At 73.5% G+C, this 21,886-nt stretch carries 18 protein-coding genes and 1 pseudogene; 8 read left to right on the top strand and 11 right to left on the bottom strand.

The annotated features are described in order from the left end of the window. Window positions 1-195 precede the first annotated feature (195 nt). The 10 genes and pseudogenes from QUE40_RS19780 to QUE40_RS16295 all read right to left on the bottom strand — a co-directional run bounded on the left by QUE40_RS19780 (window position 196) and on the right by QUE40_RS16295 (window position 9,818). A complete protein-coding gene (locus QUE40_RS19780) occupies window positions 196-2,856 on the bottom strand; it encodes a helix-turn-helix transcriptional regulator (RefSeq protein WP_433997091.1) in 2,661 nt (886 codons plus the stop codon). Beyond that, entirely contained in the window at window positions 2,760-3,236 is a 477-nt protein-coding gene (locus QUE40_RS16255) for an AAA family ATPase (protein WP_289231613.1), read from the bottom strand. The genes QUE40_RS19780 and QUE40_RS16255 overlap by 97 nt, the downstream gene beginning before the upstream one ends. Window positions 3,237-3,319: 83 nt before the next feature. Beyond that, window positions 3,320-3,508: a hypothetical protein gene (locus QUE40_RS16260; protein WP_142006982.1), complete on the bottom strand. Its 189-nt coding sequence runs from the start codon at window positions 3,506-3,508 to the stop codon at window positions 3,320-3,322. Between the two features lie 116 nt (window positions 3,509-3,624). Beyond that, the gene (glmS, locus tag QUE40_RS16265) at window positions 3,625-5,445 is read right to left on the bottom strand and encodes a glutamine--fructose-6-phosphate transaminase (isomerizing) (RefSeq protein ID WP_289231614.1); all 1,821 of its coding nucleotides are present in this window, start codon (window positions 5,443-5,445) and stop codon (window positions 3,625-3,627) included. A 213-nt stretch (window positions 5,446-5,658) separates the two neighbouring features. Next, window positions 5,659-5,919, bottom strand: a complete 261-nt coding sequence (locus QUE40_RS16270) for an HU family DNA-binding protein (RefSeq protein ID WP_142006984.1) — start codon at window positions 5,917-5,919, stop codon at window positions 5,659-5,661. Window positions 5,920-6,167: 248 nt separating this feature from the next. Further along, entirely contained in the window at window positions 6,168-7,502 is a 1,335-nt protein-coding gene (locus tag QUE40_RS16275) for a glycoside hydrolase family 15 (protein WP_289231615.1), read from the bottom strand. A 26-nt stretch (window positions 7,503-7,528) separates the two neighbouring features. Beyond that, window positions 7,529-7,750 (bottom strand): hypothetical protein, encoded by a 222-nt coding sequence (locus QUE40_RS16280; protein WP_142006986.1) that lies wholly within the window; start codon window positions 7,748-7,750, stop codon window positions 7,529-7,531. Beyond that, window positions 7,747-7,992: a hypothetical protein gene (locus QUE40_RS16285; protein WP_289231616.1), complete on the bottom strand. Its 246-nt coding sequence runs from the start codon at window positions 7,990-7,992 to the stop codon at window positions 7,747-7,749. The genes QUE40_RS16280 and QUE40_RS16285 overlap by 4 nt, the downstream gene beginning before the upstream one ends. A 156-nt stretch (window positions 7,993-8,148) precedes the next feature. Continuing rightward, window positions 8,149-8,832 (bottom strand): response regulator transcription factor, encoded by a 684-nt coding sequence (locus QUE40_RS16290; RefSeq protein ID WP_142006987.1) that lies wholly within the window; start codon window positions 8,830-8,832, stop codon window positions 8,149-8,151. A 117-nt stretch (window positions 8,833-8,949) separates the two neighbouring features. Then, window positions 8,950-9,818: pseudogene (locus QUE40_RS16295) on the bottom strand (SDR family NAD(P)-dependent oxidoreductase). Between the two features lie 147 nt (window positions 9,819-9,965). On the opposite strand from QUE40_RS16295, the gene QUE40_RS16300 reads away from it, so the two are divergent. The 8 genes from QUE40_RS16300 to QUE40_RS16335 all read left to right on the top strand — a co-directional run bounded on the left by QUE40_RS16300 (window position 9,966) and on the right by QUE40_RS16335 (window position 21,428). After that, complete coding sequence (locus QUE40_RS16300; protein WP_289231617.1) at window positions 9,966-11,204, top strand: aminotransferase family protein; 1,239 nt, start codon at window positions 9,966-9,968, stop codon at window positions 11,202-11,204. Window positions 11,205-11,362: 158 nt separating this feature from the next. Next, the gene (locus QUE40_RS16305; RefSeq protein WP_289231618.1) at window positions 11,363-12,760 is read left to right on the top strand and encodes a hemolysin family protein; all 1,398 of its coding nucleotides are present in this window, start codon (window positions 11,363-11,365) and stop codon (window positions 12,758-12,760) included. Continuing rightward, window positions 12,757-13,800 (top strand): CNNM domain-containing protein, encoded by a 1,044-nt coding sequence (locus QUE40_RS16310; protein WP_289231619.1) that lies wholly within the window; start codon window positions 12,757-12,759, stop codon window positions 13,798-13,800. Before QUE40_RS16305 ends, QUE40_RS16310 begins: the two co-directional genes overlap by 4 nt. A 184-nt stretch (window positions 13,801-13,984) precedes the next feature. After that, entirely contained in the window at window positions 13,985-14,890 is a 906-nt protein-coding gene (locus QUE40_RS16315; RefSeq protein WP_289231620.1) for an AurF N-oxygenase family protein, read from the top strand. Between the two features lie 10 nt (window positions 14,891-14,900). Further along, the gene (locus QUE40_RS16320; protein WP_289231621.1) at window positions 14,901-16,457 is read left to right on the top strand and encodes a 4Fe-4S binding protein; all 1,557 of its coding nucleotides are present in this window, start codon (window positions 14,901-14,903) and stop codon (window positions 16,455-16,457) included. A gap of 24 nt (window positions 16,458-16,481) precedes the next feature. Next, complete coding sequence (locus tag QUE40_RS16325; RefSeq protein WP_289231622.1) at window positions 16,482-17,996, top strand: polysaccharide deacetylase family protein; 1,515 nt, start codon at window positions 16,482-16,484, stop codon at window positions 17,994-17,996. Between the two features lie 118 nt (window positions 17,997-18,114). Then, window positions 18,115-18,492 carry an SWIM zinc finger family protein gene (locus tag QUE40_RS16330; protein WP_289231623.1) on the top strand — a complete coding sequence of 126 codons (378 nt, stop codon included), beginning with the start codon at window positions 18,115-18,117 and terminating at the stop codon, window positions 18,490-18,492. Further along, complete coding sequence (locus tag QUE40_RS16335) at window positions 18,486-21,428, top strand: DEAD/DEAH box helicase (protein ID WP_289231624.1); 2,943 nt, start codon at window positions 18,486-18,488, stop codon at window positions 21,426-21,428. Before QUE40_RS16330 ends, QUE40_RS16335 begins: the two co-directional genes overlap by 7 nt. A 56-nt stretch (window positions 21,429-21,484) precedes the next feature. Here the strand turns inward: QUE40_RS16335 and QUE40_RS16340 are convergent, their stop codons facing one another. Then, window positions 21,485-21,622, bottom strand: a complete 138-nt coding sequence (locus QUE40_RS16340; RefSeq protein ID WP_170206891.1) for a hypothetical protein — start codon at window positions 21,620-21,622, stop codon at window positions 21,485-21,487. Window positions 21,623-21,886: the final 264 nt, after the last annotated feature.

Raw genomic sequence — 21,886 nt, forward strand, 5'->3', positions numbered from 1 at the left:
AGACTGGGCGCGAACTCACAGACTGGTCACTTGCAACCGACCACTTTGTTAGTTCGTGACCACTCTGGAGCCGTACGCCATCGGCGACTCGCGAGTTCAACGTCACCACAGGCGTACTCACGCCTCCCGGCGCCTTTCGGTCACCACAGATCAGAGGTGACCTGGTCTCGATACGGCCTCGCCTAGCGGCTCGCCCTACTCGACCAGCGTGGTGCGCGACGTGGTCTCGATACGGCCTCCGCTGCGCTCCGCCCTACTCGACCACCATGGAAAACCGCTCGACCACCGTGGGCGCGGGTTACTCCCCAGCAGTCCCTGCTTGGTCGCGAGGGTGGCGGCTTCGGTGCGGGTGGCGGCGCCGAGCTTGGCGAGGATGTTGGACACATGGACGCTCGCCGTCTTGGTGCTGATGAACAGCTCCTTGGCGATCTCCCCGTTGGTATGCCCGCGCGCGACGAGCGCGAGCACCTCGCGCTCGCGCGGGGTGAGCTCAGGGGCGGAGCCAGCACCGGCGGGGACCCGGGGAGCCTTGCCGCGGTGGCCGACGCGTTCGAGCACCCCGCGCGCGCCGAGCTCAAGGGCCAGGTCGCGGGCGGTGGCGGCCTCGGCGCGGGCGCCGGGCTGGTCTCCCGCGGCGGCGAGCACCTCGGCGAGCAGCACCCGCACGCGGGCCTGCTCGTAGGGGAAGCTCGCCTCGGTGAACAGCTCGGCGCTCTCGCGCAGCCGCTCGACCAGCTCGGGCGGCGGAGCGCCCTGACCGCCCCAGTCGTGCCGCAGCCGCTCGGCCCGCGCCCGCGCCAACCAGGCGCGCGACTCCAGACCGAGCGAGCTCTCGTCGGCGCGCAGCGCGGCGACGTCCTCGGCGGTGGCGGCGAGCTCGGCGACCACGTCGGACCGGTCGCGCTGCCGGTCGCCGCGCCGCCGGTCGTCACGCTGGTCGATGCGCGCGGTCGCGAGGTGGCCGATCACCACCGCCGACAGCCGGATCCGCGCGTCGAACGAGCGCATGTGCCAGACGCGGCGCACCGTGCCGACGACCTCGTCGTGCAGCTCGAGCATCGCCTCGATGTCGCCGTCGCGCCCCAGCACGTCGATGGCGGCACCGCCGCCGTGCATGCTCACCATCATCTCCCGCTCCCACGCGGGCCGGATCGTCTCGACCCGGTCGAGCACCGTCTCGCGCTCGCCGCGCGCGGCGGCGAGCGCCATGTCGATCGCGGTGAGCGGCGCGGTGGTGGGGCTCTCGCGGACTCCGAGACGGCGTACGTCGAGCATCTCGTCGGCGAGCCGCCAGTCGCCGGTGAGCACCGCGAACAGCGCGGCGAGGATCCGGCAGTCGAGCGCGAACCAGTTGGTGGCGGAGCCGAGCTCGCCAGCCCGACGTACGGCCGCGGCAGCTTCGTCGCGCGCGCCCACGTGGTCATCGAGCCGGGCCAGCACCCGGTGCCGTTGGTGCCGGGCGCGCAGCTCGGCCTCGACGTCACCGGTGGCCGCTGCCTGCCGGACCACCTCGTCGAGCCGCTCGAGCGACCGCTCGCCGAGGCCGGCGATCGAGTCGAGGCGCGCCAGGGTGGTGAGGGCGTCGGCCGTCACGGACGGCAGCTGGAGCTCGCGCGCGAGCTGGGTGGCCTCGTCGGCGGCCTGCGCCGACCCCTCGAAGTCGTCGTCGTCGAACAGCGCCCGGGCGCGCTTGGCGTGCAGGCTCGCGAGGACGGCGGACGGCTCGCCGGCCAGGGCCTCGATCGCCGACTGCAGCCGCGGCGCCATCGACTCGGGCGCGTCGGTGAGCAGGTGCGCCTCGGCGAGGCAGAGCGCGAGCCGTCCCTGGTCGAGCGCGCTGGACCCGGACGCGTCGAGGTCGGACAGCAGGTCGAACGCCCGGTAGGGGTCGCCGGAGTCGACCAGTGCGCTCGCGGCGCGCAGGGTGATCTCGAAGGGCGACAGCGGCGTCGGCAGGCCCGGGTCGGCGAGCACCAGCTCGAGCGCGTGCTGGTAGAGCTGGGCCGCGTCGGCCGGGCCGCTGGCCGCCGCCGCCTCGTCGCCCGCCTGGACGGCCGCGGTCACCGCGACGTCGCGCCGCCCCGCCGCGCGCGCGTGCCGGGCGATCGCCGCCGCCAGCCCCTGCCGGGCGTCGCCGGAGGCGCTCGCCTCGGCCTCCTGCAGCGCGTCGACATAGGCACCGTGCAGCCGCAGCCGCTCGCCGGGCAGCAGGTCGTCGTAGACCGCGTCGGCCAGCAGCGCGTGGCGGAAGGCGAAGCCGCTGCTGGTGGCGGTGAGCACCTGGGCGTCGAGCAGCGCGCGCAGGCCGGCGTCGAGCACGGTCGGCTCGAGCCCGCTCGCCCGCGCCAGCAGCTCGTGGTCGACCGCACGCCCCGCCGCCGAGGCCACCCGCACCACCTCGCGCGCGTCGTCACCGAGCGCGTCGACGCGCACCAGCAGCAGGTCGGCGAGGTCGTCGGGCAGGCCGCTGTCGCCCAGGCACTGCGCGGCCAGCAGCTCCTCGGCGAAGAACGGGTTGCCCGCGGCGCGGCGCACGATCTCGGCGGTCTTCCCCGGCAGCGGCTGGTCGGGCGCGAGCAGCCCGAGCAGCGCCCGGATGTCGTCGTCGGCGAGCGGCGCCAGCGTCTGGCGGTGCACCCCGGGCAGCCGCGCCCACTCGGCGAGGTTGCGGCGCAGCGGGTGGCGGCGGTGCAGGTCGTCGGCGCGGTAGGACACCACGAGCTGCACCGGTCCCACGAAGCGCCGGCTCAGCAGGAAGGTCAGCAGCTCGCGGGTGGACCGGTCGGCCCAGTGGGCGTCCTCGAGCAGCACCAGCACCGGCCGCTCGGTCGCGAGCGCGCCGAGGGCGGCGAGCACCTCGGTGAAGAACCCGGCCGGGTCGGCGGCCGAGGTCTCGGCACGCACCGACTCGGGCAGCAGCGGCGCCAGCCGGGGTATGCCTGCGCCAGCTCGGCGACCCGCTCGGGCTCGTCGTGGTGCAGCCGGGTGAACATCTCGACGAGCGGGAGGTAGGGCGCGCCAGAGTCGCCCAGGTCGAGGCAGTGCCCGAGCAGCACCAGCGCCCCCGACTCCTGGGCCCGCGCGGTGAGCTCGGTCAGCAGCCGGGTCTTGCCGACGCCGGCGTCGCCGCCGAGCAGCACGACCGAGGAGGTGCCCGCCTCGAGCCGCTCGACGAGCTCGGCCAGGTCGGCGTCACGGCCGACCAGCGGCTGGTCGGCGACGGGGAACGCGGGCACCTCGCCATTGTGTCCGGGAGCACCGACAGGCTCGATCGGTACGCCGGTCTCGGCCATCACGTGGACGTCCGGTCCGTCGTCGGTCAGTGCGTGAACGCGTGGCGCCACCAGTGCTGACGCCGGGCGGGCTGCCGGCCGGTCTCCTGCTGCGCGAGCTGGGCCGCGGCCTCCTCGGCCGCCCGGATCTTGGCGGCCTCGCCGGCCCGGCGGGCGATCTGGTGCCGGTGCCAGGCCAGCTCGTGCTCGATGACGGGTGCGGTGGGCGTGAACATCGCGGTCTCCTTCGCTGGGTGTCGTCGTCCTGACACCGAGGAGATTTCGCCTCTGAGGTAGTCCCGGCCATCGGGCAGGTGCCGCGTTCTGCGGCACCTACCTCAGACGTCCGTGGCTACTCCACCGTGACCGACTTCGCCAGGTTGCGCGGCTTGTCGATGTCGTGGCCCAGCGCGAGCGCCGCGTGGTAGGCCAACAGCTGCAGCGGGATCGTCAGCAGCAGCGGGTCGAGCTCGGGCTCGTTGCGCGGCACGTCGATCCGGTCGCCGCGCAGGTCGCCCAGCTCGACACCCTCGTGCGTGACGACCACGAGCGGGCCGCGCCGCGCGGCGATCTCGTGGCAGGCGCCCAGGTTGCGGTCGAGCAGCTCGTCGTCGGGCACGATCGCGACGGTCGGCAGCTCCGGCGAGATCAGCGCGAGCGGCCCGTGCTTGAGCTCGGAGGTCTGGTAGGCCTCGGCGTGGCGGTAGGAGATCTCCTTCAGCTTCTGCGCCCCCTCGCGCGCCACGGGGTATCCGCGCACGCGCCCGACGAAGAACATGCTCTGCGCGTCGGCGATGCGCTTCGCGACGGTGGCGATGGCGTCCTCCTGCTCGAGGATGTCGCCGACTTGATCCGGAATCTGCTTGAGCCCGTTGATGATTCGCTGACCATCCGCGAACGACAGGTCACGCACGCGACCCAGCGCGACCGCGAGCAGCGCGAAGCCGATGCCCATGTGCGTCAGCGCCTTCGTCGAGGCCACCGCGACCTCCGGGCCGGCGTGCAGGTAGACCCCGCCGTCGCACTCGCGCGCGATGGAGGAGCCCACCACGTTGACCAGCCCGACGACCCGGCCGCCCTTGCGCTGGATCTCGCGCACCGCGAACAGCGTGTCGGCGGTCTCGCCGGACTGGCTGACCGCGACGTACAGCGTGTCGGGCTCGATGATCGGGTTGCGGTAGCGGAACTCGCTGGCCGCCTCGGCGTCGGCCGGGATGCGCGCAAGGTCCTCGATCATCGAGGCGCCCATCTGCCCGACGTAGTAGGCCGAGCCGCAGCCCAGCACCTTGACCCGCCGGAACGCGCGCAGCTCGCGCGGCTCCAGCTGCAGCCCGTCGAGCCGGGCGGTCGCGAACCGGTCGTCGAGCCGGCCCGACAGCATGCGCTGCAGCGTCTCCGGCTGCTCGTGCATCTCCTTGTGCATGAAGTGCTCGTGGCCGCCGCGCTCCCACTGCTCGGCCTCGACGTCGATCGTCTCGGGCGTCTTGGTGGTCGAGGTCGCGTCGGCGGTGAAGGTGTGGAACCCGTCGCGCGTCACGGTCGCGAGCTCACCCTCGTCGAGGTGCACCACCTGGCTGGTGTGACGCACCAGCGCCGCCACGTCGCTCGCCACGAACATCTCGTGCTCGCCGATGCCGAGCACGAGCGGCGACCCGTTGCGGGCGACCACGACCCGGTCGGGGTGGTCGGCGCTCGCGACGGCGATGGCGTACGTCCCCGTCACCTGGCGCAGCGCGGCGAGCACCTGCTCCTCGAGCGAGTCGCCCTCGGCGGCCGCCACCAGGTGCGCCAGCACCTCGGTGTCGGTGTCGGAGTGCAGCGTCACGCCCTCGGCGGTCAGCCGCTCCCGCAGCGCGGTCGCGTTGTCGAGAATTCCGTTGTGCACCACCAGGATCCGGCCGTCGGCGCTGGCGTGCGGGTGGGCGTTCTCCTCGCTGGCGGGGCCGTGCGTGGCCCACCGCGTGTGGCCGATGCCGACCGTCCCGGTGAGCCGCTTCGGCAGCGACGCCTCCAGGTCACGCACCCGCCCCACGGTGCGCAGCACCTTCGGCTTGCCCGACGTCAGGACGCCGATGCCGGCCGAGTCGTAGCCGCGGTACTCCAGCCGCGCCAGCCCCTCGACCAAGATCGGCGCAGCCGGCTGCCCACCGATGTATCCCACGATCCCGCACATGTTCTCTGCTCCATCTCCTCGCGGGCCGCGCGGCCCGCGTCGATCGCTTCGCTCACTCCGTCGGGCGCGTGGCCCGGTCGTCGATTCCGCCCGTCCACGTCCCGGTGAGGTGCCGTTCCGGTGGGCTTGCCGTCGATGTGTTGCCCGTTCCGGTGGGCTTGCCGTCGGTGTGTTGCCGTTCCGTGCGTGCCGTGCTGCCCTGCTTGTCGTGCGTCAGCCGTAGACGATCCGGCGCAGCTGGCGTTCGCTCAGCTGCGGTGCGGCGACGCGGCGCTCGCCCAGCTCCTCGGCCAGCCGGGCGAAGATCTCGGGGTTGCGCACCCCGTAGGTCTGCAGCTCGGCGTGCCGGCGCCGGACGTACGCCTCCGTCGTCTCGTCGTAGAACGCCAGGACGTCGGCGATCACCCGGTCGGCCTCGGCGGCGCTGAGTCCGGTGGACGCGGCGACGCGCTGGACGAGTTCGGCATCGGGCACGAGGACGAGTGTGCGCCCATCTCTCGCGAACTCCAACTTTCTGCCCGATATCGGGCAGACGAGCACGCTTCGGCCCCAATCAGCGCCCGGCGGTCGCCTCACGCCCCGCCGGTCCACCGCCGAACCGTGCGCCCCACCGCACCCTCCGGCGGAGGACCGCGAGCGCGTACCCCGCCGCCCACGCCTTGCCGGTCCACCGCCGAACCGTGCGCCCCACCGCACCCTCCGGCGGAGGACCGGGCTTGCGGCTAGGACCCCGCCGAGCGCCGTACGCCCAGCTCGGCGGCGGCGAGCAGCACCAGCGCGGCGGTCCACGCCAGCGGAGCGACCGCGGCGGGACGGCCGTCCTGCAGCACCTTCTCGGGGAGGCTGCCGCCGGCCGTGCGGTGCGCCGCGACCCAGTCGAGCAGCGCGGTCGCCCGGGCGGCCTCACCCGCACCCGCCGCCGCGAGCGCGAACAGCGCCGTCTCCGGGGTCCAGCTGATGCCGTCGCGCTTCCACCCCGCGCCCGGCGCGAGCCCGCCGGCGGGTCGGCGCAGCTCCTGCTGCGCGGCGCGGAAGGCGACGAGCGCGTCGTCGGTGGCGGGGGCGTACGGCGGGAGGAGGAAGGCCACCGCGGCGTCGCGCTCGCGCCCGCCGAGCTCGCGGGGGTAACCGCTCGGCCCGAACCCGGCGCGGATGGCCCCGCGCAGCCGACCCGCACCGGCCACCGCCTCGCGGCGTCGGCGCTCGTCGCCGAGGATCGCGAAAACCCTTGCGGCCGAGTCGAGTCCGGCCGCCAGTGGTGCTGCGGTGCCGAGCGTCGTGCGCGCCTCGTCGACCTCCCAGTAGTCCGGCGAGGGCCGCGGCAGCCCCGACGCCGTGTCGATCTCGCGCAGCGTCACCGCGAGGCAGGCCGCTGCCAGGGGCGCCACGGTCCGCGCGACCGGCACCCGCTGCTGCACCGGCACCTCGCGCAGCACCCGGTCGATCGCCCAGAGCGCCCACCCGACCCCGTCGAGCTGCGGCGCGCGGTCGTCGGGCGGCCCGTCGCCCTCGATCCGATATCTCGCCTCGAACCAGCCGTCCGCCCGCCGCGGCACCCGCTGCAGCACCCGCAGCGCCTGCACCGCCGGGGTCAGGTGGCCGGCGACCGCGAGCGCTGCCGCGACGTGGGCGGTGTCGCGCGGCCAGACGTAGCGCCACGGCGGCGACCAGCCGGCCACCGTCGCGGGCAGCCCGGCGGTGAGCACGTGCAGGTCGAGCAGGGCGGACCGGGCGAGATCGGCGTGCGGCCCGCTCCGGGTCCACGCCGCGGCCGAGTCGAGCCAGCCGCGCTCGCGCGCGAGCAGCCCGTCCACGTCGGGAGCCTCGCGCAGCACGCGCGACCCGGGGACCACCAGGTCGAACTCGGCGGGGGTCACCTCGCGGCGCGCGACCGGCCCGTCGAACGCGACGGTCGTGGCGTGCAGCGGCAGGAAGGCCGCGCCCTGCTCCAGCACCCGCGCCCCGAACAGGGTGCCGGCTCCCAGCAGCGCGACGGCCCCGCCGCCGCGCAGGACGGTGCGCCGCGTCGGCCACTCCCCCGCCCCACCCCTTTGCATGGAGCGACTCTAGGCCGCGGCCCGCCTCACAGGGACCGGATCCGGTGCTCCTTGGACAGGTGCCCCTTGGACAGGTGCACGACCAGGCCGCACTCGGCGCGGCCGATGGCGAACGCGGCGCGCACGTCGGCGAACCGCCACTGCCGCAACGGGACTCGCTCCAGGGGCGGGACCACGAAGCGACCGATCAGCACGACCATCGCGCAGAAGACCAGCACGATGACGGCGATGTTGACCAGCGGGTTCATGCCGCCGCCCCCGGACGCCGCGCCCCCGACGCCGTCGCGCCGGGGCGCCACGCGCCCCGACGAGACGTGCTCCCACGAGACGCGACCGGACCCGGTACGCCCGCCAGCTCGGCGCGCGCCCGCGCGTCGTCGGCGGACTCCGGGCGTCCCGGGGCGTGGTCGAGGGCGTGCGCGCGGCGGTGGGTGCGCTCCAGGAGCGCGACGAGGCCGACGAGCAGCAGGACGGCGAGCAGTGCGGACATGGGGACTGCCTCCTCGGGCGGTGGTCGTGACGAGCACGACGTTCGCCGTCTGAGGTAGTCCGAGACATCGGGCAGCCGCCCAGTCCTGGCGGCCCCAGGCACGACATCGCCCCCTCAGGCCTAGGCCTGAGGGGGCGACGGTCCGGTGGAGGAGGCTCAGCGCATCGCGCCGGCGCCCTCGAGGTCACCCGCGCGCGGACGGATGCGGCGCGAGTCGGGCTCGAAGCCGTGCCGCACGCCCCACAGCACGGCCTGGCTGCGGCTGGTCACGCCGATCTTGCGGTAGGCGGTGCGGATGTAGGACTTGACCGAGTTGATCGACAGGTGCGTCTGCTCGGCGATCGTGTTGTTGGACAGGCCCTGGGTGATCAGCGCGAGCACCTCGGCCTCGCGCGGGGTCAGGCCCTCCTCGCGGCCGGGCCAGTCGCCGGCGATCGGTCCGTTGCCGGGCGGCGGGGAGACCACCGACTCCCCGGCGGTCACCCGCTCCAGCGCCTGGACCAGCGAGGAGGCCGGCAGGGTCTTGGACAGGTAGCCCGCCACACCCCGGTCGATGGAGTTCTCGACCAGCGAGGGCTGGAAGTTCCAGGTGTAGACGCACACCTTGCGGATGTTGGGGTTCTCGAGCAGCTCGGTGACGCACTCGTGGTTCGCCTGCGGCTGACCGAACGTGTCGTAGAGCACCACGTCGACCGGCTGGGAGACCTCGGTCTGGGCGTTCATCTCGACGATCTCGATGCGGTCGGAGTACCGGTGCAGCATCGAGGCCAGGCCCTGGATCACGACTTCGTAGTCGTTGACCACGGCCAGGCGGATGGGGGTGGGGTCGGCGTCGTTCATGACGCACACTCAACCCTGCGGAGGCATCCGACAAAACCCCCAAGGGGTGAGGTTCTCCCTACCCCTCCCTCGGAGGCTTCACCCTTGTGGGTCCGCCGGCGCCACCACGGCGCGGCCTCACGGGCGTCGGCGGGCCACCTTCCCCTGCACCTGGGCCAGCTTCTCCAGCATCCCGGACCCGGTTCCGCCGTCGCGCATCTCCTGCCCGGCCCGCACCATCAGGCGGTCGTAGACCGGGCGGGTGAAGCGCTTGCCCCGGTAGGCGACCTCGCCGTCCCGGTCGGTGAGAATGATGAACGTGCCTCGCTGCATCCCCGCGAACGCCTTCGCCGCGACCTGTTCGGCCGAGCGCGGCGCCTTGTTGATCAGGTTCACCGCGCTCTGCTCCAGGTGCACGTCCTTGCCGTGCAGCGATTCCGCGAGGTTGGTGCGGAAGAAGGCGGGACAGATCACCGAGACGCCGATGTCGTACGGCGCGAGCTCGTGGCGCAGCGTCTCGGACAGGGCGACCACCCCTGCCTTCACCACGTTGTACGCCGCCATGCCGGGCGCGTGGATGAGGCCGGCGAGCGAGGCGGTCTGGACCAGCTGGCCGCTGCCCTGCTCCTTGAGCATCGGCGCGAACGTGCGCACGCCCTTGACGATGCCCATCAGGTTGATCGACACCGCCCGGTCCCAGTCCTCGAGCCCGGTGACGTCGATGCGGCCCCCACGGCGATGCCGGCGTTGCTCACCAGCAGGTCCAGGCGCCCCCAGGTGGCCTCGACCCAGTTGCGCAGCTCGTCCCAGCCCTCCTCGTCGCGCACGTCGAGCCGGCGATAGAGCACGCCCTCGGGGAGCGCACCCTCGGGCGCCTGCTCGTGCAGGTCGACGGCGAGCACCGTGGCGCCGTCGGCCGCGAGCAGCCGCACCAGCTCCAGCCCAAGACCGGAGGCACCCCCGGTGACGATGGCGTACTGACCTGCGTAGGAACGGGGCTTCGACATGCCTCCACCATACCTACGCCGCAGTAACCATGGGTGGTTTCGTCGCACCCGACCCCGCGGCCGAGACCAGCATCCGCGCGCACCCGCCACGCGCGTACCGTCACCGGGGAAGGGCAAGATCGGTGCGGCGACAGGAAGGAGCTGGGCATGGGCGCGTTGTGGCACCCGTTCTCCGACATGGGGGCGATCGAGGCCAAGGGCGAGTTCACCATCACCAGGGGTGAGGGCGTCCGGGTGTACGACCACGCCGGCCGGTCCTACCTCGACGCCACCGGCGGACTCTGGTTCGCCAACGTCGGCCACGGGCGCGGCGAGCTCGCCGACGCGGCCGCCGAGCAGATGCGCAAGGTCGCGCACTACAGCACCTTCGGCGACTACACGACCGACACCACCACGGCGCTCGCCGAGCGGCTCGCCGGCATCGCGCCGGTGCCCGGCTCGAAGGTGTTCCTGACCTCCGGCGGCTCCGACTCGGTCGACACCGCGGCCAAGATCGCCCGGCGGTACTGGGTCGAGCGGGGCGAGCCCAGCCGCACGATCGTGGTCGGCCGGCAGAAGGCGTACCACGGGATGCACTACGCCGGCACCGCCCTCGGCGGGCTGCCGCCCAACACCGAGGGTTACGGCGTGCTCGTGCCGGACACCGCGCACGTCGCCTGGGACGACGCGGAGGACCTGCGGGCGACCATCGAGCAGCTCGGCCCGGAGAACGTCGCGGCGTTCTTCTGCGAGCCGGTCATCGGCGCGGGCGGCGTCTATCCCCCGCCGCCGGACTACCTCACGGCGGTGCGCAAGGTCTGCACCGAGCTCGACGTGCTGTTCGTCGCCGACGAGGTGGTCACGGGCTACGGCCGGATCGGCGGGTCGTGGTTCGCCTCGACCCGGTTCGGCCTGGAGCCGGACATGGTCACCTCGGCCAAGGGCCTGACCTCCGGTTACGCCCCGATGGGCGCGGTGCTGTGCGCGCCGAAGGTCACCGAGCCGTTCTTCCAGGCCGACGCGGGCGTGTGGTTCCGTCACGGCTACACCTACTCCGGCCACGCGATGTGCGCGGCCGTCGCGCTCGCCAACCTCGACCTGCTCGAGCGGGAGAACCTGCTCGAGGAGGCCGCCCGGCTGGAGACCTCGCTCGCCGAACGGCTGGGCCCGCTGGCCGAGCACGACGCGGTCGCCGAGGTGCGCTCCGGCACCGGCGCGCTGGCCGCGGTGCAGCTGCACGAGGCACCCCAGGCCGCGACCTTGGCGTCGCTGCTGCGCGAGGAGGGCGTCGCCACCCGCGCGGTGGGCGCGGGCGGGCTGCAGGTCTCCCCGGCGTTCGTCATGACCGACGACGAGGTCGAGGAGCTCGCGGGCGGCTTCCGCAGGGCGCTGGACCGGCTGGGCTGACCCGGCCGCCGGGCCGCGGGAACCATCGCGGTCGCTCGTTCGTAGGCCGGTATGTCCCCGTCCCCGAACCCCCGAGAAAGCAGTGGACCCCTCCCACCAGCCCGACCCCGCCGACGACGACCCGAGTCATAGTCCCTCCCCGCACGGAGGTGACCCCGTTGATCGCCACCATCGGCATGCTCCTGCTGGGCGTGCTCGCGATCCTGCTGATCATCGCCGCGAACGGCTATTTCGTGGCCCAGGAGTTCGCGTACATGTCCGTCGACCGCGTCCGCCTGCGGACCGCCGCGGCGGGCGGTGACAAGGCCGCCGAGCGCGCGCTCTCGGTCACCCAGCGCACCTCGTTCATGCTGTCGGGCGCCCAGCTCGGCATCACCGTCACCGGCCTGCTCGTCGGGTACGTCGCCGAGCCGCTCGTCGGCGAGTCGCTCGGGACCCTGCTCGGCGGGGTCGGCGTCCCCGCCGCGGTCGGGATCACGGTCGGCACCATCGCCGCCCTGGCCATCTCGACGATCGTGCAGATGATCTTCGGCGAGCTGTACCCGAAGAACCTCGCGATCGCGAGCCCGGACCCGCTGGCCCGCCGGCTGGCCCGGTCGACCGTGATCTACCTCAAGGCCTTCGGCTGGCTCATCGTCATCTTCGACAAGGCCGCCAACCTGCTGCTGCGCGCGCTGCGCATCGACCCCGTCGAGGACGTCGACTCCTCCGCGACCGCGCGCGACCTGGAGTCGATCGTGGCCGACTCGCGGGCCAGCGGCGACCTGCGCGGCGAGCTGTCGTTCACCCTCGACCGCATCCTGGAGTTCCCCGAGCAGGACGTCGAGCACGCGATGATCCCCCGTTCGCGCGTCGACACCGTGCTCACCGGCACCCCGGTCGCGGACGTCCGTCGCCTCATGGCCGAGGGGCACACCCGCTATCCCGTGGTGACCGAGCTCGACGAGGTCGTCGGCGTCGTCTTCCTGATCGACGTGCTGCAGACCGAGGACTCCGGCCCGGTCCAGCGCATCATGCGCTCGCCGCTGGTGCTGCCGACCCTGATGCCGCTGCCCGAGGCGTTCGCGCTGATGCGCGACACGAAGAACGAGCTCGCCTGCGTCATCGACGAGTACGGCGGCTTCGCCGGCGTCATCACCATGGAGGACCTGGCCGAGGAGCTCGTCGGGGAGATCACCGACGAGCACGACGCCGAGGCCCACGAGGTCGTCGAGTCGGCCGAGCCCGACGTGTGGACGATGGACGGCGACGTGCCGGTCGACGAGGCCGAGCGGGCGATCGGGCACGACCTGCCGCGCGCCGACTACGAGACGATCGCCGGCCTGGTCATCGCCCAGAGCGGCACGCTGCCCGCCGAGGGCGAGGTCGTGTCCGTCGAGCTCCCCGCCGACCCCGCCGAGCTGGTCAACGACGAGCAGGTGCGCCGCAGCATCGACGTCGAGATCCTCGAGGTCGCCCGGCACGTGCCCTCCCAGGTGCGGGTGCGCCTGGTCGAGCACGGCCCCACCGACGAGGCGGCCGAGGCCGCCCGCGACGAGCAGGAGCAGCGCTCATGAGCAACCCCTGGGTCGTCGTCGTGTCGACGTTCGCGCTGATCGCGCTCAGCGCGTTCTTCGTCATCATCGAGTTCGCGCTGCTCGGCGCCCGCCGCCACCGGCTGGAGGAGGCCGCGACGACCAGTCGCGCCGCCCGCGCCGCGCTGCGCTCGTCCAACGAGCTGACGGTCATGCTCGCCGGCGCACAGCTCGGCATCACCGCCTGTACGTTCGCGCTCGGCGCGATCACCAAGCCGGCGGTCGACGGGTTCCTCGGCCCGGTGCTCGAGGGTTGGGGCCTCCCGCCCCAAGTCAGCGGGGTCAGCGCCTTCGTGCTGTCGCTGCTGCTCGTGACCTTCCTGCACCTGGTCGTCGGCGAGATGGCGCCGAAGTCGTGGGCGATCGCGCACCCCGAGCAGTCGGCGGTCGCGATCGGTCTGCCGGCACGGGCGTTCATCTGGCCGCTGCGGCCGCTGCTCACCTGGATCAACAAGGTGGCCAACCGGCTCGTCGCCCGCTCGGGCGTGACCCCGGTCGACCGGGCCGCGGTCGGCGGCCGTGATGCCGAGACGATCCGGCAGCTGGTCCAGGACTCGGTCAACGTGGGCGCGCTCGACGCGTCCTACCGGTCCCAGCTGGACGGCGCGCTGGAGCTGGAGCGGCTGAAGGTCGGCGACCTCGTGGCCGAGCGGCCCAGCCCGCCGACCTCGGTGCCGGCCGCGGCCAGCGTCGCCGACGTGCAGGCCGCCTCGGCCCGCAGCGGGCACCTGCGCATCCTGCTCGAGAGCACCGCCCCGGGCGAGCTGCCCGGCGTGATTCACGTGCGCGACACCCTGCTGTCCGACCCGGGCACGGCGGCCCGGCCGTTCGCCCGGCAGACCCTGGAGCTGTCGCCGGAGACCCTCGCCTACGAGGCGTTCGCGCGCATGCGCGAGGCGAGCGAGCAGCTCGCGGTGGTGCGCGACGACGGCCGCCTCGTCGGCGTGCTCACCGTGCGCGACATCCTGCGCTGGCTGCTGCCGCACGTCGAGGGGATCGAGGGCGAGACGCAGCAGGCGTGACGAACCGAGCGTGACGTTCCGCGGCCGGCGCACGGGGCCCACTCCTTCGGGAGCGGGGCCCGTGCGCCGGCCGCGCTGAGACCTGGCTCACAAAAAGTCCGCCTGAAAACCTCCGTAACCGTAAGTTAGCGACTACGCTGGGTCGGAACAGCAAGGTCACGCAGCAGACGTTCGGAGGATTGCGATGACGCTCGCGCACGAGTTCCGCGCCCAGGTCGACGCCGACGACACGTTCCGCCGGCTGCTCTCCTCGAGCGAGCAGCTGTCGTACGACCCCAACAGCGAGATCGACTGGGAGACCCCGCTCGACCCGACCCACTACGGGCTCAACCCCGAGTGGTCCACGCTCTACGGCACTCCCCTGTGGTCGGAGATGAGCGAGGAGCAGCGCATCACGCTGACCCGCCACGAGGTCGGCTCGATCATGATGACGGGCATCTGGTTCGAGATGATCCTGCAGCAGATGATCCTGCGCGACCAGTACGTCAAGGACCCCGCCCAGGCCGAGTTCCGCTTCGCGCTCACCGAGATCGCCGACGAGTGTCGCCACTCGCTGATGTTCGCGCGCGCCTGCTCCGCGATGGGGGTGCCGCAGTACAAGCCGCACCGCATCAACATCGAGCTGGCCCGGTTCCTCAAGACCACCGCGTTCGGCGAGACGTCCTACGGCGCGATCCTGGTCGCCGAGGAGATGCTCGACGTCATGCAGCGCGACTGGATGCGCGGCGACAACGTGCTCGAGATCGTGCGCGGCACCAGCCGCATCCACGTGGTCGAGGAGGCGCGGCACATGGCGTTCGCGCGGGCCGAGATGCGTGACCGGCTGGCCGACCTGTGGGCGCCCCGGCGACAGCTGGCCGCCAAGGTGATCTCGATCGCGGCGTACGTCATCGCGACGAGCATGGTGCGCGGCGACGTCTACGCCAACGCCGGGCTCGACAAGGACCGCGCCATGCGCGAGGCCAAGGAGAACCAGCACCACCACAACCTGATGCGGCTGAGCTCGATCCACCTGATGGACTTCCTCAGCGAGTGCCGGCTGCTCACCAAGGCGTCGGTGCCGTGGTACCGCGCCGCCCACATGCTCTGATCGGCGCCGCATGACCTTCGTGATCACGCAGTCCTGCTGCGCGGACGCCTCCTGCGTGTCCGTGTGCCCCGTCAACTGCATCCACCCCACGCCCGACGAGCCCGACTTCGGCCACGTCGACACGCTGTACGTCGACCCCTCCGTGTGCATCGACTGCGGCGCCTGCCTCGACGCGTGCCCGGTCGGCGCGGCCCGCCCGGCCGATTCGCTGGTGGGCCGCGAGAAGCGGTTCGTCGAGATCAACGCCGAGTTCTACAAGGACCACCGGACCGAGACCGAGTGGACCGCGCCGGCCTTCACGCACGCCTCCGACAAGGACGGCGGGCGACTGCGGGTGGCGATCGTCGGCACCGGGCCCGCGGCGTCGTACACCGCCCGGCACCTGCTCACCACCACCGACTGCGTGATCACCATGATCGAGCGGCGCTCGGCCCCGGGCGGGCTGCTGCGCGCCGGGGTCGCGCCCGACCACACCGGCACCCGCGGGATGGTCGACACCTTCCGCTGGGTCTATCGCCACCCGCGCACGACCGTGCACCTCGGGGTCGAGGTCGGTCGCGACATCACCCACGAGGAGCTGACCCGCCACCACCACGCGGTGGTCTACGGCACCGGCGCGGGCGACAACCCCGAGCTCGGCATCGACGGCGAGGACTCGCCGGCCGTGGTGACCGCCGCCGAGCTGGTGCGCTGGTTCACCGGCCACGAGGACCAGGCGCCGGTGCGGCTGGACTCCGAGCGCGTCGTCGTCGTCGGCAACGGCAACGTCGCGCTCGACGTGGCGCGCGTGCTGCTGGCCACGCCCGACGTGCTGCGCCGCAGCGACGTCAGCGACGCTGCCCGGGCCGAGCTCGAGCGCAGCGCGATCCGCGAGGTCGTGCTGCTCGCGCGGCGCGGCCCGCAGCACGCGGCCTTCACCCGGCCCGAGCTGCTCATGCTCCCCGAGTCGATGGACGCCGAGGTCGTGATCGCCCGCTCGGTCGGGGTCGAGGAGACCGTCGCGGCCATCACCGAGCCGCGGCTGAGCGTGCTGCGCGAGCTGCCGGTGGTCGACCTCGACTGGGCGTCCGAGCCTGCGCCCGGGCGACGCCTGGTGCTGGCCTTCGACGCCGCGGTCGAGTCGGTCGGCGACGGCGAGCTGACCCTGCGTCACACCGGCAGCGCCGAGGGCACCTGGCAGACGCCGTCGCGGATGCTGGTGCGCGCCAACGGTTTTCGGGTGCGACCCATCGAGGGTCTGCCGTTCGACCCGGTGCAGGGCCGCATCCCGCAGGACGCCGGGCGGGTGCTCGACGACACCGGCGGCGAGGCGCTGCCGGGCACGTACGTCGTCGGCTGGGCCAAGCGCGGCGCGCAGGGCGGCATCGGGGCCAACCGGCACGACGCCGAGGAGACCGTGGCCAGCATGCTGCAGGACGCCCTCGACGGCCGGCTCGAGGCTCCCGCGCAGGGTCCGCTGTCGCTGCGGCGGTCGCTGCTGCGCACCGGCCGCACCTCGACCCGGCGCGGTCTCAAGGCGCTCGACCGCGAGCACGACCGGCGTCGGACGGCCGCCCACGACGGCTGACCGCCGGGTGCCTATGGTTGCCCGGTGCTTCACCGTCCCCGCCGGCATGGTCTGCTCGCCGGCCTCACCGCGCTGACCCTGCTCGCCTCGGCCGCCTGCACGGCCGACACCCCCGACCCGGCCGGGTCGACGTCGTCCACCGGACCGACGGCCACCCCGGGCACCGGCTCCACGACGGGCCCGGGCACGCCGTCGCCGACGCCGCTCACGCCGGGCGACCCGCTGCCCAACCTGCCCGCCGAGCTCACGCCGGGGGTGAGCGACGACGCGGTGACCGACCAGACGTACCGGATCAGCCTGTCGGTCCCCCGCATCCCGCAGACGCCCGGGCTCACCCGCTGGCTGGTGGGGCAGCGCGACCGCACCGCGAGCACGTTCCGCTCCGACTACGGCCCGGCGAAGAGCCCGACCAGCGCCGAGCTCAACGGCGACTGGCGCCTCATCGGGGCGAGCCCGCAGGTGGTGGGGGTGCGCCTGTCGCGGATGGAGCTCTCCGGCGCGTCGACGGTCGATCTCGACACCTTCGTGTGGTGGGACGTCGCCGCCGATCGCCGGATCCCCGCCCGCGGGCTGGTGCGCGGCGACGCCTGGTCGCGCCTGTCGTCCGAGGTCACCCGCCGGCTCGGCGAGCGCGCCGACCCCGACGACCTCAAGGCCCGGCTGGCCGAGCCGGAGGCGCCCGAGGGCGCGGGCCCGGCCATCGCGTTCCTGCGCGACGGACGCATGTGGGTCGGGTTCGAGCCCGGCGAGGTCGCGCCCTACTCCGAGGGCGCGGTGTCGGTGGTGCTGCCCCGCGCGGTCGGTGACGCGCTGCTGTCCGAGCAGGGCAGCGCCGCTCGCGACGCGGCGGTGAAGCCGACGGCGGTGGGCCGGCCCACGACGAGCACCACCGCTCCTCCGACGACGCCGACGCCGTCGACCACCGCACGACCGGTCGACTGCACGGTCGAGCGGTGCGTGGCGCTGACGTACGACGACGGCCCCGGCGCGCACACCGAGCGGCTGCTGTCGACGCTGCGCAGCAAGGGGGCCCGGGCGACGTTCTTCATGCTGGGCGAGCAGGCCAGCCGCTATCCGCAGGTCGTGCGGTCGGTCAAGAGCGCCGGCATGGAGATCGGGTCGCACTCCTGGGGCCACGAGCAGCTCACCGCCATGACGCCCGGCGCGCTGCGCAGCGACCTGTCGCGCACCAACCAGACGCTGTCGCAGCTCACCGGCACGCCGGTGCGGCTGGTGCGGCCGCCGTACGGCGCGCGCACGGCGCAGGTCGACAAGGTGTCCGGAGAGCTGGGCATGGCCGAGGTGCTGTGGGACGTCGACACGCTGGACTGGAAGTACCGCGACCCCGGCCGGCTGCCGAAGGACGCGACGAGCGCGGTGCGGCCCGGGTCGATCGTGCTCATGCACGACATCCACCGCAGCACGGTCGACGGGGCGCCGGCGCTGATCGACGCGCTGCAGAAGAAGGGCTACACGCTGGTGACGGTGTCGGAGCTGCTCGGCTCGACGCAGGCGGGGAAGACCTACTCCCGCCGCTGAGCCCCTGTGCCGCCGGAGTGCGTGGCGATCGTCCACAGGCCGGTCGTGACCGGGCTCGCCGTCCACAGGCCGGCGCAGGTCCCGGGGACTGACGGTGGTCGCGGTTACCGTCGAAGACGTGGAACGGGCGTACGACGTGCGGGGAGCCGAGTGGGTCACTCGGGTCACCGACGACGCCATCGCCCGCGCCTGCGGCACCCCGGCGCTGGAGCGCGGACAGGGATACGTCGACGCCGAGCGGGTGCGCTCGGTCACCACCGGCGACCAGGGCCGGATGCTGCTGGGCGTGGTGGCCGGCGGTCGTCCGACGCCCTACTCCACGATGATCGCGAGCGACGGCGACCTCGACGGCGAGCCGCGCTGGAGCGGGCGGTGCAGCTGCCCGGTCACGACGTCGTGCAAGCACGTCGCGGCGGTGCTGCTCGCGGTGCGCGAGGAGCTGGTCGAGCAGGCCGACCCGGGGCGCGGTGGCGGTCCGAGCTGCAGTCGGTGCTGAGTCGCGCCGAGCGCGCCGCGGCGGTCGGCCACCCCGAGCCCGAGCAGCTGGGGCTGCTGTTCCTGCTGCAGCACCGGCCGGGGCCCGCCGGCCGCCCACCGGTGGTCGACGTCGAGGTGCGGCCGAGCCGGCGCACCCGCACGGGCCGCTGGCACCAGACGTACGGCTGGGGCGAGGTGCTGCGCCCCGACTTCGCCAACCTCGGCGCCCGGGTGCGCGCCGACGGACCGCAGCAGGAGCTGCTGCTCGCGCTCGCCCGGGCCGCGGCGCTCGGCGAGTGGACCTCCGGCGCGCAGCCGCTGACGCTGCACGACGCGCCGCCGATCGTGTGGCCGATGCTGCGCGAGGTGCTCGCCGGCGGCGTGCTGCTCGAGCCCGAGCAACGGTCCCGACTCGTCGGACGCACCGCCGTGACGACCAAGACCGTGCGGCTGCTGCACGAGCCCGCGCGGCTCGACGTCGAGGTCGCCAACGACCCCTCGGGGGCGCTCGACGTGACCGCGGTCGTCGACGGCTTCCCCGCCGGCGCCGAGGTGCACCTGCTCGGCGACCCGGCGCACGGCGTGATCGGGGTGCACGACGGCGAGCTGCTGCTCGGGCCGCTGGCCCCCGACCCCGACCCGCTGGCGCTCGCGCTGCTGCGCATGCCGCCGGTGCAGGTGCCCTCGCGCGACGCCGACACCTTCACCCACCACTTCCTGCCGGCGTTCGAGCGGCACGCCCCGGTGCGGCGGCGCTCGTCCGACGGAAGCACGACGCGGGCCGAGCGGGCCGGCGCCCAGCCGCTGCGGCTGCAGCTGCACGTGGGCGACCTGAGGCCGGGGCACGTGGTGGTGCAGCAGTTCTTCGGCTACGGCCCCACCCGGGTGCCGACCAGCCTCGGGGAGGCCTCGCCCGTGCGCCGCCGGCACGACGAGCAGACCCTGGTCCAGCGACTCCACGAGCACCTGCACCCGCTGGGGCTCTACGAGCTGGTCGGCGGGCTGGGGCACTGGCCGGCCGCGGTCGTCACCCTCACCGGCATCGACGCGGTGCGGCTCACCGCCTCGCTCGACCGGCTCGCCCTGCTCGACGACGTCGAGATCGAGGTCGCCGACGACCTCCCGGCCTACGAGGAGTCCACCGCCGAGCCGCTCATCGAGATCGGCACGAGCGAGTCCGAGGGCGGTGACGCCGACTGGTTCGACCTGCACGTCGACGTCACGGTCGACGGCGAGGAGGTGCCGTTCGAGGCGCTGTTCGCCGCGCTGGCGCGCGACGAGGAGTTCATGCTGCTCGACTCCGGCACCTACTTCCGGCTCGACCGGCCGGCGCTGCAGCGGCTGCGCACGCTGATCGGCGAGGCCCGCGAGCTGGCCGACCGCGAGTCGGGCACCAGCATCAACCGGTTCCAGGTCGGGCTCTGGCAGGAGCTGGTCGACCTCGGGGTCGTGGGCGAGCAGGCCCAGGCGTGGGAGCAGTCCGTCGAGCGGCTGCGCCAGCTCGACAAGCTGGTCCCGCCCGACCCGCCGCAGGGGCTGCGGGCCGAGCTGCGTCCCTACCAGCTCGACGGCTACGCCTGGCTGACGACGCTGTGGGACGCCGGCCTCGGCGGGGTGCTCGCCGACGACATGGGCCTCGGCAAGACGCTGCAGACCCTGGCCACCGTCGCCCGCGCCCGCGAGCTCGGCGAGGTCGGCGGCGACGCCGGCCCGGTGCTGGTGGTCGCCCCCACGTCGGTGGTCGGGGCGTGGGTCGACGAGGCCGCGCGGTTCACCCCCGACCTGCGGGTCGTCGCCGTCACCCAGACCCACAGGAAGCGTCGCGAGCCGCTCGAGGAGGTGGTGGCGGGCGCGGACGTGGTGGTGACGTCGTACGCCGTGCTCCGGCTCGACGACGAGCAGTTCCACGCGCTGCCGTGGCGCGGGCTGGTGCTCGACGAGGCGCAGGCGGTGAAGAACCACCACTCCAAGACCTATCAAGCGGTCCGGCAGGTGCGGGCGCCGTTCCGGCTGGCCATCTCCGGCACCCCGCTGGAGAACTCGCTGATGGACCTGTGGTCGCTGCTGTCGATCACCGCTCCCGGGCTCTACCCGCGTCCCGACGACTTCACGGTGAGCTATCGGCGGCCGATCGAGTCGGGCCGCGCGCCCGAGCTGCTCGACCAGCTGCGGCGGCGCATCCGGCCGCTGATGATGCGCCGCACCAAGGCCGAGGTCGCGGCCGACCTGCCCGAGAAGCAGGTGCAGGTGACGCACGTGCCGCTGGCCCCGGCCCACGCCCGCATCTACGACCAGCACCTGCAGCGCGAGCGCCAGCGGGTGCTGGGGCTGCTCGGCGACCCCGACGCCAACCGCGTCGCGATCCTCGCCTCGCTCACCCGACTGCGGCAGCTGGCGCTCGACCCGGCCCTGATCGACGACTCCTACTCCGACGTCGGCACCTCCGCCAAGGTCGCCGCGCTCGTCGAGCACCTGCGCGAGGTCGCGGCCGAGGGACACCGGGCGCTGGTGTTCAGCCAGTTCACCCGATACCTGCGCATCGCCGAGCAGGCGTTGCACCGGGCCGGGCTCGAGACCTGCTACCTCGACGGCGCCATGTCCGCGACCGAGCGCAGCGAGCAGGTGCGGGCGTTCCAAGAGGGCGACGCCGCGGCGTTCCTCATCTCGCTCAAGGCGGGCGGCACGGGGCTCACCCTCACCGAGGCCGACTACGTCTTCGTGCTCGACCCCTGGTGGAACCCCGCCACCGAGGCGCAGGCCATCGACCGCACCCACCGCATCGGACAGACCCGGCAGGTCATGGTCTATCGGCTGGTGTCGGAGGGGACGGTCGAGGACAAGGTCGTCGCCCTGCAGCAGCGCAAGCGCGACCTGTTCGACCGGGTGCTCGGCTCGGGCGGCGCGCTGAGCAGCGCGATCACTGCCGACGACATCCGGGGGCTGCTCGACCTCTGAGGCATGCAGAAGGCCCCCGCCCGAGTGGGACGGAGGCCGGTTGCGTCAGTGCTGACTCAGAACCCCTGGCGCTGGGCCGCGGCGATCAGGTCGGCGCGCATCGAGGGGCTCGACGCGTCGGAGATGGCCTGGGCGAGCGCGCGGCGGTTGCGAGCGAGCTGACGTCGGGTGCGGATGGTCTTCGCGAGGGTCATGCCTCGTCACTCCTTGCTGCGCTTGTTCTACTTCGAGTTATTCGATGTAGAACTATTCTACGTCGCAAGTATTCCGCGGCCTAACCGTGGCGGGGTGAGTTCGACCACACCGACGAGCCCGGCGTACGCCCCCGCGGACCACCGCCAAACCGTGCGCCCCAGCGCACCCCCCGGCGGACAACCGCCAACCCGTGACCCCTGCGACGCACGCGAGACGCAGGCGAGCCCGGCGTACGCCCCCGCGGACCACCGCCAAACCGTGCG

Source organism: Barrientosiimonas endolithica (assembly GCF_030296655.1).
Taxonomy (GTDB): Bacteria; Actinomycetota; Actinomycetes; order Actinomycetales; family Dermatophilaceae; genus Barrientosiimonas; species Barrientosiimonas humi.